17 protein-coding genes and 1 pseudogene are annotated in these 12,601 nt (G+C 64.9%); 8 read left to right on the top strand and 10 right to left on the bottom strand.

Features of this window, described 5'->3' with window-relative positions:
* Nucleotides 1-139: 139 nt before the first annotated feature.
* On the top strand, nucleotides 140-559 hold the full coding sequence (locus ACX3OW_RS15640) for a MarR family winged helix-turn-helix transcriptional regulator (protein ID WP_459096716.1): 420 nt from the start codon (nucleotides 140-142) through the stop codon (nucleotides 557-559).
* A gap of 70 nt (nucleotides 560-629) precedes the next feature.
* On the opposite strand, the gene ACX3OW_RS15635 is transcribed toward ACX3OW_RS15640, so the two are convergent.
* The gene (locus tag ACX3OW_RS15635) at nucleotides 630-1,241 is read right to left on the bottom strand and encodes a biotin transporter BioY (protein ID WP_459096715.1); all 612 of its coding nucleotides are present in this window, start codon (nucleotides 1,239-1,241) and stop codon (nucleotides 630-632) included.
* Nucleotides 1,242-1,408: 167 nt separating this feature from the next.
* On the opposite strand from ACX3OW_RS15635, the gene ACX3OW_RS15630 reads away from it, so the two are divergent.
* Nucleotides 1,409-2,251: an MBL fold metallo-hydrolase gene (locus ACX3OW_RS15630; protein WP_459096714.1), complete on the top strand. Its 843-nt coding sequence runs from the start codon at nucleotides 1,409-1,411 to the stop codon at nucleotides 2,249-2,251.
* A gap of 18 nt (nucleotides 2,252-2,269) precedes the next feature.
* Here the strand turns inward: ACX3OW_RS15630 and ACX3OW_RS15625 are convergent, their stop codons facing one another.
* On the bottom strand, nucleotides 2,270-3,088 hold the full coding sequence (locus ACX3OW_RS15625) for a DUF1499 domain-containing protein (RefSeq protein ID WP_459096713.1): 819 nt from the start codon (nucleotides 3,086-3,088) through the stop codon (nucleotides 2,270-2,272).
* 273 nt (nucleotides 3,089-3,361) lie between these two features.
* A complete protein-coding gene (gene pdxH, locus ACX3OW_RS15620; protein WP_459096712.1) occupies nucleotides 3,362-3,985 on the bottom strand; it encodes a pyridoxamine 5'-phosphate oxidase in 624 nt (207 codons plus the stop codon).
* A gap of 106 nt (nucleotides 3,986-4,091) precedes the next feature.
* Between pdxH and ACX3OW_RS15615 the strand changes: the two genes are divergently transcribed.
* Nucleotides 4,092-5,042: a DnaJ C-terminal domain-containing protein gene (locus ACX3OW_RS15615; protein ID WP_459096740.1), complete on the top strand. Its 951-nt coding sequence runs from the start codon at nucleotides 4,092-4,094 to the stop codon at nucleotides 5,040-5,042.
* Nucleotides 5,043-5,197: 155 nt separating this feature from the next.
* Here ACX3OW_RS15615 and ACX3OW_RS15610 read toward each other — a convergent pair whose 3' ends face one another.
* Nucleotides 5,198-6,142, bottom strand: a complete 945-nt coding sequence (locus tag ACX3OW_RS15610; protein WP_459096711.1) for an L-threonylcarbamoyladenylate synthase — start codon at nucleotides 6,140-6,142, stop codon at nucleotides 5,198-5,200.
* Between the two features lie 65 nt (nucleotides 6,143-6,207).
* On the opposite strand from ACX3OW_RS15610, the gene ACX3OW_RS15605 reads away from it, so the two are divergent.
* The 5 genes from ACX3OW_RS15605 to ACX3OW_RS15585 all read left to right on the top strand — a co-directional run bounded on the left by ACX3OW_RS15605 (nucleotide 6,208) and on the right by ACX3OW_RS15585 (nucleotide 9,138).
* Nucleotides 6,208-7,155, top strand: a complete 948-nt coding sequence (locus ACX3OW_RS15605; protein WP_459096710.1) for a histone deacetylase family protein — start codon at nucleotides 6,208-6,210, stop codon at nucleotides 7,153-7,155.
* A gap of 11 nt (nucleotides 7,156-7,166) precedes the next feature.
* Nucleotides 7,167-7,409: an exodeoxyribonuclease VII small subunit gene (locus ACX3OW_RS15600; protein WP_459096709.1), complete on the top strand. Its 243-nt coding sequence runs from the start codon at nucleotides 7,167-7,169 to the stop codon at nucleotides 7,407-7,409.
* Between the two features lie 8 nt (nucleotides 7,410-7,417).
* Nucleotides 7,418-8,023, top strand: coding sequence for an SCO family protein (locus tag ACX3OW_RS15595; protein WP_459096708.1), 606 nt, complete (start codon nucleotides 7,418-7,420; stop codon nucleotides 8,021-8,023).
* A complete protein-coding gene (locus ACX3OW_RS15590) occupies nucleotides 8,020-8,763 on the top strand; it encodes a TlyA family RNA methyltransferase (protein WP_459096707.1) in 744 nt (247 codons plus the stop codon). The genes ACX3OW_RS15595 and ACX3OW_RS15590 overlap by 4 nt, the downstream gene beginning before the upstream one ends.
* Nucleotides 8,764-8,835: 72 nt before the next feature.
* On the top strand, nucleotides 8,836-9,138 hold the full coding sequence (locus tag ACX3OW_RS15585; protein WP_459096706.1) for an alkylphosphonate utilization protein: 303 nt from the start codon (nucleotides 8,836-8,838) through the stop codon (nucleotides 9,136-9,138).
* A gap of 75 nt (nucleotides 9,139-9,213) precedes the next feature.
* Here ACX3OW_RS15585 and aroC read toward each other — a convergent pair whose 3' ends face one another.
* The 6 genes and pseudogenes from aroC to fabI form a co-directional block, all read right to left on the bottom strand.
* Nucleotides 9,214-10,329 carry a chorismate synthase gene (aroC, locus tag ACX3OW_RS15580; protein WP_459096705.1) on the bottom strand — a complete coding sequence of 372 codons (1,116 nt, stop codon included), beginning with the start codon at nucleotides 10,327-10,329 and terminating at the stop codon, nucleotides 9,214-9,216.
* Nucleotides 10,330-10,377: 48 nt separating this feature from the next.
* Nucleotides 10,378-10,542 carry a hypothetical protein gene (locus ACX3OW_RS15575; RefSeq protein WP_459096744.1) on the bottom strand — a complete coding sequence of 55 codons (165 nt, stop codon included), beginning with the start codon at nucleotides 10,540-10,542 and terminating at the stop codon, nucleotides 10,378-10,380.
* Nucleotides 10,543-10,567: 25 nt separating this feature from the next.
* A pseudogene (locus ACX3OW_RS15570) lies at nucleotides 10,568-10,771 on the bottom strand (PIN domain-containing protein); the annotation flags it as partial.
* Nucleotides 10,772-10,785: 14 nt separating this feature from the next.
* Nucleotides 10,786-11,043: an antitoxin gene (locus tag ACX3OW_RS15565; RefSeq protein WP_459096704.1), complete on the bottom strand. Its 258-nt coding sequence runs from the start codon at nucleotides 11,041-11,043 to the stop codon at nucleotides 10,786-10,788.
* Between the two features lie 79 nt (nucleotides 11,044-11,122).
* Nucleotides 11,123-11,734, bottom strand: coding sequence for a histidine phosphatase family protein (locus ACX3OW_RS15560; protein WP_459096703.1), 612 nt, complete (start codon nucleotides 11,732-11,734; stop codon nucleotides 11,123-11,125).
* Between the two features lie 47 nt (nucleotides 11,735-11,781).
* On the bottom strand, nucleotides 11,782-12,591 hold the full coding sequence (gene fabI / locus ACX3OW_RS15555) for an enoyl-ACP reductase FabI (RefSeq protein WP_459096702.1): 810 nt from the start codon (nucleotides 12,589-12,591) through the stop codon (nucleotides 11,782-11,784).
* Between the last annotated feature and the right edge of the window lie 10 nt (nucleotides 12,592-12,601).

The raw sequence follows: 12,601 nt of genomic DNA, 5'->3' as shown, positions 1-12,601 counted from the left end.
CACAGGTTTTTAACGATGCCGTGAGGTGTGATTGTGTTGCGCCCGAAAGCGTTTGTATGAATCGAGCGGCTTGGGGGATGAGCAGAGGCGACCCGGACGCGCCAGGCACCGGGATGGATCTTAGCGCCGGAGTTTGGCTTTGCCGTCCCTATCGACATCAGCGCTTGCTGAATTGCTGGAACTCACCGCCCGCATGCTGCATTCGCGCGGCTACGCGGCCGAGCTGTTTCCGGCGCAGTGGGCCGCCTTGCGCTATTTCTCCCGCGCCCCCGAGCATATGCGCACCGCCAGCGCGCTGGCCCGCTTTCAGGGGCTGGGCAACGGCCCGGTGAGCCGCACGGTGCGCACGCTGGTGGCGAAGGGCTTCCTGCATCAGGCCGCCGAACAGCCCAAGGGCCGCGCCCGGCTGCTCGAGCTCACCCCCGCCGGCCTCACCATGCTGGAGCATGACCCCACCCAGGCGGTCGAGGCGGCCCTGACCGAATTGGCGCCGGAGCAGCAAGCCTGTTTTGCGCGCGCCCTCGAGCTGGTGGTTCGCCGGCTGTCGGCTGAGCGTTAGTCCGACGCCCCCGCTAAAAACAAAAAGGCCGGCGCAAGGCCGGCCTTTTCAAAAATGCTGTCGCGGCGGCTTAGCGCTTGGCGAACAGGCTCCAGGCGCCGGTCACGGTCAGCGCGGCCAAGGCCATCTTGAGCACGTCCCAGACGATAAAGGGCTGGATAGCGCCGGCGAAGGCCGAAGCAACCACATTGTTCTGATCGATCCAGCCGGCATTGCCCGAGAGCACCAGCAGCCAGGCAAAGCCCAGCACCAGCAGCACGGCGTCGGCAACCAGCATGGCCGCAAACAGAGTCAGCGGCTTGCCCGAAGCGCCCTTGTCCGCGGCGTAGCCAATGATGGCAGCCATGGCGAGGAAGCCGAGCAGGAAACCGCCGGTCGGGCCGACGAGATAGACGAGGCCACCGCCGGTGGCGAAGACGGGCAGGCCCATTGCGCCTTCCAGCAGATAGAGCGCCACGGTGGCGACGCCGATGCGCAGGCCGAACGCTGCCGCGAGGCCAGCGATGGCAAAGCCCTGCAGCGTCACCGGCACGGGCCACACCGGCACGTTGATCTTGGCGCAGAGGGTGATGAGCAGCGTGCCGAGCACGACGGTTGCGATATTGGACACCAGTTTAGCGGCATCGCCCTTGGGCTGGAACGCGCCGAGCAGCGTGTTGGGCGTGGTCAAAGTCACAGCCATTTCATACCTTCCATGCTTCATGTGAACCGGCGTCCTCTCCCAGGCCGCCTGTCGTTCAAAAACTATAGTCTCTTTAGTCTGTCGATAAAGTGAGCGCAATGGCGTCCCCCACCCCAGCCCTATCGTTCGACCGCGACTTTGACCCTCAAACCGGTCACGCGGTCCCTGTGGCGCCCGGCATAACCCGCGTCACCGCGCCCAATGCCAGCGCCTATACTTTCACTGGCACCAACAGCTTTTTGCTGGGCCATGAACGGCTTGCGCTGGTCGATCCCGGGCCGATTGATCCAACCCATTGGGCCGCCCTCACCCGCGCCATCGCCGGCCGGCCCGTTGACGCGATAGTTCTTTCGCATACCCACAAAGACCACAGCGCCACCGCGGCGCAGATGGCGCGCACATTGAACGCGCCGCTCTGGTTCGGCGGCCAGCATCGCCTGTCGCGCCCGCTGCGCCGATTCGAGCGCAATCCGATCCGCAATTCCTGCGATTGGGATCTGGTGCCGGACCGCATCCTCAGCGACGGCGAAGCCATCACCGCCGGCGACCTCGCCATCACTGTCCACACCACGCCGGGCCATTGCGCCAACCATCTGGCCTTCAGCGCCGGCGATATCCTGCTCAGCGGCGATCATGTCATGGGCTGGAATTCGACGCTGGTTTCGGTGCCCGATGGCTCGATGGCGGATTATTTCGCCTCGCTCGACAAGGTGATCGCCCTGCCCTGCCGCCGCTACGTCCCGGCCCATGGCGGCCCCATCGCCGATGGCCCGACCTACGCCACCGCCCTGCGCGCCCATCGCCAGTTACGCAACCAGCAGGTGCTTGCCGCCGTCCAGGCTGGTGCCCGGACTGTGCCCGCCATTGTCGCGGCCATCTATCCCGCCCAGCCGCTGCCGGTGCGCCGCGCCGCCGGCATGACCATCACCGCCCATGTCGAATATCTGGAGGGATTGGGGCAGCTGCGGGTCAGGCGCAGCCTGTTGGGCACTACAATAGCCAGCGTCTGACGGGAGAACGCCGCCGCGCTACTCGACCGGCACCACCGGCGTCGCTTCGACGTCGGCTTCAACCGGCGCATTGGCATTGGGATTGTCGCGCAGCAGCGTGGTCACCCCGTCGTCCAGCGCGATCATGAAGGCCTCGATGCGTTGGCCGTTAGAGCCAAAATCATGCAGCGCATTGAGCGAGGCCGAGCGCATATCGACCACGGACTCGTCCGGCCCCCCGGTCACGCGAATCACCACCTCCTCGCGCCAGCCCGGCAGCGTGACAATCTGGGCGTTGAGCTGCCCGGCGGCCAAGCCTGCGGTCGGTTCGCGCAACCGCCGCAGCTCCCAGCCCTGATCGGCCACCAGCGCCTCCACCAGGGCAAAAGTCTGCGTCAGCCCCAGCGGATAATCGCGGGTTTCCACATTGGGAAAAATCGTGGCCATCTCGCCCGGTGCGAGCAGCTTGGGCGGTGGCATCGCCGCCGTACCCGGTTCGAACAGCAGCGGCAACTGCCCGCGCTCGGTGGTGGCGATATCGGTTACCGCCGGATAGCGCAGCAGCAGATTGCCATACCAGCCATAGGGCAGCAGGCAGAGCGCGCCGAGGAACAGCCCGGCAAACCCCAGCCCCCAGCCCCGATCCCCGGTCTGCCACAGCCGCCCCAGCGCCACCAGCGCCGTCAGCACGGCCAGCAGCGCCACCGCACCGGCCACCAGCGCAACCACCAGGAACACATCGCTGGTGATCAGGCGAAAGCGATGCAGCAACACCGAAATGATGACGAGCGGCACCGCGACGCTACCCAGCCGCCGCGCCCAAATCGCCCATTTCGATGTCCGGATCAGTATGCGCAACGCCGCCCCTTAACCTGCGTCCCAAGACTAGCGGCAAGGTCTTGCCTGAGTTTGAAGATTTTTTGGGTTCTGGATTGGAGAACGCACTGAACCCACAGTCGACACCCTCCCCCTTGCGGGGAGGGATCAAGGGTGGGGGTGGATTAGCCGCGATATCGGGGCTCTCGCACCCCCTCCCGGCTCGATCACGGACTTAGCGAAGGGCTAAGTCCTATCTCGCTCTCCCTCCCCGCAAGGGGGAGGGTGGCAGACTGATAGGCTTGATCCGCACCCCTACGGATACAGCCGCGAACTCGCCCAGCCCGCACCATCCCGCACAAACCGTACCCGGTCATGCAGCCGGAACTCGCCGTCTTTCCAGAATTCAATGCTGCTCGGCACGATGCGAAAGCCCGACCAATGCGGCGGCCGCGTCACCGGTCCATCGTCGATCCTGGTGGCCATTTCTGTCACGCGGTCGAGCAGGATCATCTTGTTCTCCAGCACCCGCGACTGATCGGAGGCCGACGACGCGATCTGGCTACCCTTGGGGCGGCTGGCGAAATAGGCGTCGGCTTCGGCAGGCGCCACCAGTTCCACCGGCCCGCGCACCCGGACCTGCCGGCGCAGCGATTTCCAGTGCATCACCAGCGCCGCCTTGGGCTGGGCCAATAGCTGATGGCCCTTGTCGCTCTCGAAATTGGTGAAAAAACAGAACCCTCTGGCGTCGTGCGCGTTGAGCAGCACCATGCGCACATCGGGCAGGCCATCGGCATCGACGCTGGCGACCGCCATGGCGTGTGGATCGTTGGGCTCGGCCTCCTTGGCCAGCGCAAACCACTCTTCGAACACCGCAAACGGGTCGAGATCGGTGCGGTCGCTGTCGTCAAACAGGCGTTCGGTCAGTGTTTGCAGCATAGACTTATCATCCCTTCGTCGCGGGAAACTGGACAAGGCGGGGGGCCGTCGCCATATAGAACGTGAACCTTGGGGCAAGCAACGCCCGACTCATTGAATGGACCAGATGCGCGATCCCTATACCGTGCTTGGGGTGCCAAGATCGGCGAGCGAAAAGGACATCAAGTCCGCCTATCGCAAGCTGGCCAAGAAGTATCACCCCGACCAGAACCCAGACAATCCTGCAGCGCACGGCAAATTTGCCGAGGCGAACAACGCCTATGAGCTGTTGAGCGACGCCGACAAACGCGGCCAGTTCGACCGCGGCGAGATCGATGGCGACGGCAATCCCAAATTTGCCGGCTTCAGTCCCGGCCAGCGCGGGGCTCGGGGCGGCGCTGGTGGCCCGGCCGGCGGCTTCTCGGCCGAGGACATCCTCAAGGAATTCATGAGCGGCTTTGGCGGCCAGCCGCGCGGCGGCATGGGCGGTCGCGGCCCGGGCGCCGGTGCGCAATGGGACCCGTTTGCCGGAACCGCCAGCGGCGCCAGCGCCGGTGGTGGTGGTCGCAGCCTCAAGGGCGAAGATATCGTGGTCAACGCCACCATCTCGCTGGAAGACGCCCATAAGGGCAATTCGATCCCGGTGCGCATGCCCACCGGCAAGGTGCTGTCGGTCAAGCTCCCCGAAAAGGTCGAGGAGGGTCAGCAGATCCGCCTCAAGGGCCAGGGCTCGCCCGGCCTGGGCGAACCCGGCGACGCGCTGGTCACGGTGCGTTTCGAAAAATCCAAGCAGTTCCGCCGCGACGGCGCCGATCTGCGCACCGACGCCGCACTGACCCTCTACGAGGCGGTGCTCGGCGCCAAGGTGCGGGTAGCGACGCTCGACGGCTCGGTCGAACTCAATTTGCCGCCCGGCGTCGACACCAGCAAGGCCCTCCGCCTCAAGGGCAAGGGCCTCTATGGCGACGGCGATCTCTATGTGAATCTGCGCGTCGTCCTGCCCCCCGGCGGCGACCCAGACCTCGAAGCCCTGGCCCGTTTCATGCGCGACCAGAAGCCGTATAAGGTTCGGGACTAACCTCAAGCCCGGTAGTCACCCCCTCCCGACCTCCCCCATCGAGGGGGAGGTGTGGTGTTGTGGTTGACCTCAGATCGTGCCCCAAATTCGATCTGATACCTCCCCCTTGACGGGGGAGGCTAGGAGGGGGTGGGGCCCCAAGCACCAGACACGTTCTACTCCCGTGGCGCCGCCGCCCGCGTCAGCCGGTCATTGATCGCCTCGCCTAGCCCCATCTCCGGAATCGGCGCCACCGCGATCACCCCTGCCCCCGTCGCATCCAGTTCATGCAGCATCGAGAACAAATTCCGGGCCGCCTCGCGCAGATCGCCACCCGCTGACAGGTTTCGCATCGTCCCGGCAAAGTCCGGCGCGGCTCCAAACGCCAGAAACGCCTCGCCATCTTTTGGCTCGGCATTGAGCCGCATCTGCGCATTGGGCGCATAATGGCTCGCCAGCATCCCCGGCGCCGCCACCGCCGCGTTTTTCGCCGCCACCGCCACCGTCACCCCCAGCCGCTGCTCGATCTCGCTCCGCGCCACCGCCCCGGCGCGCAATTGCACCAGCCGCTCGCCCTCGATCCGCAAAATCGTCGATTCCACCCCGGCACGGCACGGCCCGCCATCCAGCACCGGCACGCGCCCGCCAAAGCCGCGCCGCACCTGCGCCGCCGTGGTCGGCGATAACCGCCCCGATGGATTGGCCGAAGGCGCGGCCAATGGCCGACCCACCGCCGCAATCAGCGCCAGCGCCAGTGGATGATCGGGAATCCGGATCGCCACGCTATCGAGCCCGGCCGTCGCCACATCGGCCAGCCCATTGCCGGGCCGCGCCGGCAGCACCAGCGACAGGCTCCCCGGCCACAGCGTCGCCACCTGCAGCGCCAGCGGCGAGAATTCGGCAAAATTCCGGGCCATCGCCAGATCGGCGCAATGGATGATGAGCGGATTGAGCCGCGGCCGGCCCTTGGTCTCGTAAATCGACAGCACCGCGTCGGCATTGGTGGCGTCGGCGCCGAGGCCATAAACGGTCTCGGTGGGAAAGGCGCAGAGCTGGCCGGCGCGCAACAGGGCGGCGGCTTCCTCAATGGTCGCGGGGTCGGTGATAACGGGCTCGGTCATCCGCGTTGTTTGACAACCGGACCCCGGCGCGTCAAGACGAAGCGACGAATCAACCGGAGACGCATGTGACCACGCTGCTCGTCAGCCAGCCGAACTTTGCCGATCATGTGACGCCGCAGGGTCATCCCGAGCGCGCCGACCGCATCAGCGCCGTCGAGGAAGCGCTCGCCCGGTCGCGCTTCGACAAATTGCTGCGCCGCGACGCCCCCAGTGGCGATCTGATGCTGGCCGAGCTGGTGCATGACAGCCGCTATCTGGCCCGCTTGCGCGATAGTCGTCCCGCCGAAGGCATCGGCCAGCTCGATAGCGACACCTTCATTTCCGGCACCTCGCTGGCGGCCATTGCCACCGGGCTGGGCGGCGCGCTGGCAGCGCTGGATGCGGTGCTGCTGGGCGAAGTCGACAATGCCTTCTGCGCCATTCGCCCGCCCGGCCACCACGCCGAAATCGCCACGCCGATGGGCTTTTGCCTGATCAACACCGTGGCCATCACCGCCCGCGAGGCGCAGCGTAAATATGGCGCCGAGCGCGTCGCCATAATCGATTTCGACGTGCATCACGGCAATGGCACGCAGGATATCTTCAAAGACGATCCCAGCGTGTTCTATGCCTCCAGCCACCAGATGCCGCTATTTCCCGGCACCGGCCGGCCCGAGGAGGTCGGCGTCGGCAATATCGTCAATATTCCCCTCGATACCGGCAGCGACGGCGAAGCCATGCGCGACGCCTATCTCACCCGCATCATCCCGGCGCTGGTGGATTTCTCCCCCGATCTGATCCTGCTCTCGGCCGGCTTTGACGCGCATCAGCGCGATCCGCTGGCCCAGCTCAATTGGCAGTCGAGCGACTTCGGCTGGCTGACCGGAAAGTTGATGGATGTGGCCGAGCGCCGCTGCGGCAACCGCATTGTGTCGCTGCTCGAAGGTGGGTATGACCTCAAGGGCCTGGCCGGGGGCGTTTCGCACCATGTCGCCATGCTGCTGGACGGCGCCACTGGGCGTCTCGAAGACTAGGATTAAGTACCATGCCCGAGAATGACGACGTCAAGACGCTGAGTTTCGAGGCCGCTCTGGCCCAGCTGGAAGAAATCGTCGGCAAGCTCGAATCCGGGCGCGCGCCGCTGGCCGAATCCATCGCCATCTATGAGCGCGGCGAAGCCCTCAAGGCCCACTGCGAAGCCCTGCTGCGCACCGCCGAAGCCCGCATCGAAAAAATCACCCTGTCGCGCGACGGCAAGCCCACCGGCACCGAGCCGCTGGACGCCTGAAACCGGTCATGACCACCAGCAAATCCATCCGCAATTTTCGCATCGTGCTGTGGGTGCTGGTCGCCGTCGTGGCGATCGGCGCCACTGCGCTCTATGTATTCCAGCCGCCCAAGCGGCCGCTCGGCGTCACCGGCCAGGAATTCACCCTCGCCTCCACGGCGGGCGGCAATTTCACCCAGAACGATCTGCGCGGCGCGCCGAGCCTGGTCTTCTTCGGCTATACCCACTGCCCCGATGTCTGCCCCACCACGCTGGCCGAAACCACCGCCTGGCGTGAACAGCTGGGCCTGACGCCCGAACAGTTGCGCATCATCTTCGTCACCGTCGATCCGGCCCGCGACACGCTGGAAGCAATCAAGGGCTATGTCGAAGGCTTTGATTCCTCGATCATCGGCCTCGTCGGCGACGAAGCGCAGACCACGGCCGTCAAGGCGGCCTTTGGCGTCGTCGGCCAGCGAGCCGACGGCTTTGCCGCAGACGACCCGTATTATCTGGTCGATCACACCGCCCTCACCTTCCTTATCGGCGCCGACGGGACCTTTGTGGGCACCGTGTCCTATGAGGAATCCCAGGACGTGGCGCTGGCCAAGGTCAAACGTCTGGTCAACAAATGAGCGAACGCATCCGCCTCGATCTGGCGCTCGAACAGCGTGGCCTGGTGCCCAGCCGGGCCCGCGCCCGCGACGCCATTCTGCGTGGCACCATCACCATTAACGGCGTCACCGCCGTCAAGCAGAACCAGATGGTGGGCCGCGACGACAGACTGGCGATTGACGATCCCGCCGCCAATTACGTCTCGCGCTCCGCCCTCAAGCTGGTGGCCGGGCTGGAGATCGCCAATATCGACGCCACCGGCCTCATCTGCCTCGATGTCGGCAGTTCCACCGGCGGCTTCACCCAGGTGCTGATGGAACGCGGCGCGCGCCGCATCTATGCCGTCGATGTTGGCCACGACCAATTGCATCCGCGCCTCAAGGGCAGCGACCGCGTCGTCAGCATGGAAGGCGTCAACGCCCGCGACCTGACCGCCGAAATGATCCCCGAGCCGATCAATCTGCTGGTCTCGGATGTGAGCTTTGTCTCGGTCACCAAGGTGCTCGCCGCGCCGCTGGCGCTGTGCAGCCCTGTCGCCTCGGCGATCATCCTGTTCAAGCCGCAATTTGAAGTCGGTCGCCGCAATGTCGGCAAGGGCGGCATCGTCACCAGCGCCGAAGCCATCGAGGCCGCACTCGAGGAAGTCATCGCCTTCGTCGCCGAACAGGGCTTTGCCCATCAGCACTCCATCACCTCCCCCATCGCCGGGGGCGACGGCAATGTGGAGACCGTGCTGGTGTTCGGGCGCGGCGCGGCCTGACCCCAATTTGTGTTTGCCGGTCGCATGGGTTAGGGCAGGACAACGCTCCCCCTAACATGATCGGACCCGACCATGGCTGACGCCAATGATGACTATGTCTATGACGAACAGACCGGCGAGTGGCGCCCTGCTTCAGAAGTCGCAGCCGAGGCCGCAGCGGGCCCGACCGTCGTCGACGCCTCCGGCACCGTGCTGGTCGATGGCGATTCCGTGGTGCTGATCAAGGATCTCAAGGTCAAAGGCGCCGGCCAGACCCTCAAGCAGGGCACCGTGATCCGCTCGATCCGCCTGACCGATAATCCCGAAGAGATCGACTGCCGCTACGACGCCATCAAGGGCCTGGTGCTGCGCACCGAATTCGTCCGCAAGCGCTAAGCGGCTCTGGCCTCACCCCAATCACCGCGCAGTTCCTCCCCCTACCAGGGGGAGGTTAGGAGGGGGGCCGCCCCCTCAGTTCCGCGCAAACCCCACTGCGCCCTCGCGCCCGGTCTGGCCGCGATGGCGCAGCGCGTGATCCGCCAGCACCAGCGCCATCATCGCCTCGCCCACCGGCACCGCCCGGATGCCGACACAGGGGTCATGCCGCCCCTTGGTGATGATATCGACGTCCTCATTGGTCGTGGTCACCGTCTGGCGCGGCGTCAGGATCGATGAGGTCGGCTTCACCGCAAAGCGGCACACCACCGGATCGCCATTGGAAATCCCGCCCAGAATGCCGCCGGCATGGTTGGACAGGAAATAGGGCCGCTCGGCCCCAGCCCGCATCTGATCGGCATTGTCGACGCCGGTCAGGCTCGCCGCCTCAAACCCCGCCCCGATTTCCACCGCCTTCACGGCATTGATGCTCATCATCGCCGAAGCGAGATCGGCGCTCAACTTGCCATAGACCGGCGCGCCCCAGCCTGCCGACACACCCTCGGCCACCACCTCGATCACCGCACCGACCGAATTGCCGGTCTTGCGGATGCCGTCGAGATAGTCCGCCCACACCGCGGCCGCCGTCGCGTCGGCACAGAAAAACGGGTTCTGGTCGACCTGATCCCAGTCGAAATTGTCGTAGTCGATCTTGTGCGGCCCCACCTGCACCAGGCTGGCGCGAATGGTCACGCCGGCCAGCACCTGCCGCGCCACCGCACCTGCCGCCACCCGCGCTGCGGTTTCGCGCGCCGAGGTGCGGCCGCCACCGCGATAATCGCGGATGCCATATTTCTGGTCATAGGTGTAGTCGGCGTGGCCGGGCCGATATTTGTCGCGGATTTCGGCATAATCCTTGGAGCGCTGATCGGTATTCTCGATCAGCAGCGAAATCGGCGTGCCGGTGGTGCGCGGCCCATCGGTGCGCTCATCCTCGAACACGCCCGACAGAATCTTCACCTCATCGGCCTCGCGGCGCTGGGTAGTATATTTCGACTGCCCCGGCTTGCGGCGATCCAGATCGCGCTGGATCAGTTCGGGCGTCAGCACCAGCCCCGGCGGGCAGCCATCCACCACCACGCCAATCGCCGGCCCATGGCTCTCGCCCCAGGTGGTGAAACGAAACAAATGTCCGAAACTATTGAAAGACATGGCGCGGCCTCATGGTTGGCCGCTTTCTAGGCAGCGCAGCCCGGCAGGTCAATCGAGCCAGTTCTCCACCCGCAGATTTGGCACCCGGGCGAACTCGCGGACATTGGCAGTGATGAGGGTCAGGTCGAGCGAAAGCGCGTGTGCGGCGATCAGCAGATCGTGCGATCCAATCGGCGTCCCCCGCGCGTTCCAGCCCGGCTCGAAGCCGCCCATAGTGGTAATCCGCCGGTCCCCCGAATGGGAGAATAGTCAGGCTGCCGAGCAGCAATTCAAGATTGCGCTCAAGGCGCGACGAAGGTCTCTTGGCAAAGCCAAACTGAATTTCCGCAGATGTGATGATACTGATGCAAGCCCGGTCGACTCCATAGCCCACCAGCCGGGTGCGCGCTTTGCCTTCCTGCGGGCTGCGGATCAGGTCCGAGACGATATTGGTATCAAGCATGGCCTTTATCAGGCTCAAAGGATTACATCTCGCAATGGCGGAAGATCGTCATCGGTGATGTCAGGCCACTCCTCTATGGTGAGGGGCTCCATCTCATCGAGAGCCTCAAGCAACGACTTCCTTGGCTCGACGATGAGTCTGTCTCCATCGCGGCGGATATTCACTTCGCCCAAGGGCAACTCGAAACCTGGCGGCAAGACAACGATCTGCGCACCATCGTCCGTACGCTCCAGCCGCGCAATTGCCGACATTACTGGCTTGATCTCGTTCACTGGGCGCCTCCATCAGGCAGATGCCCAAATATAGGCCCGATGGCCGCCCCTCACAAGCTGGGTGCGCAGCGACCGCCCCCTACCCCCGCAGCAATTCCATCTTCCCCGGGGTAAAATGCATGATCGCGTCCTGCGGCGGGGCCCAGTTGATCACGTCGAGGATCGGCGCATGTTCGATCAGCACACGCAATGTGCGGGCGATGCCGCCATGGGCCACCACCACCGACGGGCCCTTGAGCACGGCGGCAAATTCGGCCAGCCGAGCTTCCACGTCGCGGTAGTTCTCGCCGTCCTGGGGACGATAGTCCCAATAGTCGGCGGTGCGCTCGCCCGGCGCGATGGCCATATTGGCCGGCAATTGCTCGAACAATTCGCCTTCCAGCACGCCGAAGGAAATCTCCATCAGCCGCACGTCATACTGCACATCGGGGAGATGGGTGGTGAAGCCGGCGCGCACCCGGTCCATGGTCTCGCGCGTCCGCCCCAGCGGCGAAGCGTGCCATTCGAACGCATTGGGGTCGAGCCCGCGTTCGGCGAACAGGGCGGCCAGGGCCACCCCGTTCTGGCTGGCCTGGCCACGGCCCTTGTCGTTGAGCGGAATATCCTTGCGCCCCTGATAGCGGCGTTCGGCATTCCAGGGCGTTTCACCATGCCGGATGAAGTAGATTTCCGGCCAGACCAGGGCTGTCATTGCACATTCCCGCGCCGCTGCCGACGCGTCCTATCGAAAGAGAGGGCCTATTCGTTGGCTGCAGGCTCGACATTGTCCAGCAGCTTCATGCCGACGACATTAAAGCCGGCGTCGACATAGTGGATTTCGCCGGTGACGCCGCTAGCTAGGTCGCTCAGCAGATACAGCGCCGAGCCGCCGACATCGTCGGTCGAGACGTTCTTGCGCATGGCCGAATTGGCTTCCTGCCAGTGCAGCATGTCGCGCAGGCCCGAAATGCCCGAGGCGGCGAGGGTCTTGATGGCGCCGGCCGAGATGGCGTTGACGCGAATGCCATTCTTGCCCATGTCGACGGCAAGATAGCGCACCGAAGCCTCAAGCGCTGCCTTGGCCACGCCCATCACGTTGTAGTTCGGCACATACTTCACCGCGCCATAATAGGTCAGCGTCAGCAGCGCCCCGCCCGGCTTCATCAGCGCTTCGGCGCGCTTGGCGACGGCGGTGAAGGAATAGACCGAGATATTCATGGTCATGGCGAAGTTGGCGGCGCTGGTGTCGATATAGCGGCCTTCAAGCTCGTTCTTGTCGGAGAAGCCGATGGCGTGGACGACGAAATCGAGTTCGCCCCACTTGTCCTTGATCTGGCGGAAGGTCTCGTCCATCGCCGCATCGTCGGTCACGTCGCATTCGACGAGGAAATCCGAGCCGACTTCGGCGGCCAGCGGCTCGACGCGGCGCTTCAGCGCTTCGCCCTGATAGGAGAAGCACATTTCCGCGCCCTGCGCATGCAGCGCCTTGGCGATGCCCCAGGCGATCGAGCGGTTGTTGGCGAGGCCCATGATCAAGCCGCGCTTGCCTGCCATCAATCCAGTGGCCATTGTTGTGTTA

Source organism: Devosia sp. A449, from assembly GCF_054489375.1.
Note: the sequence above shows the minus strand (reverse complement) of the source record. Positions and strands in the feature narration are given on the sequence as shown.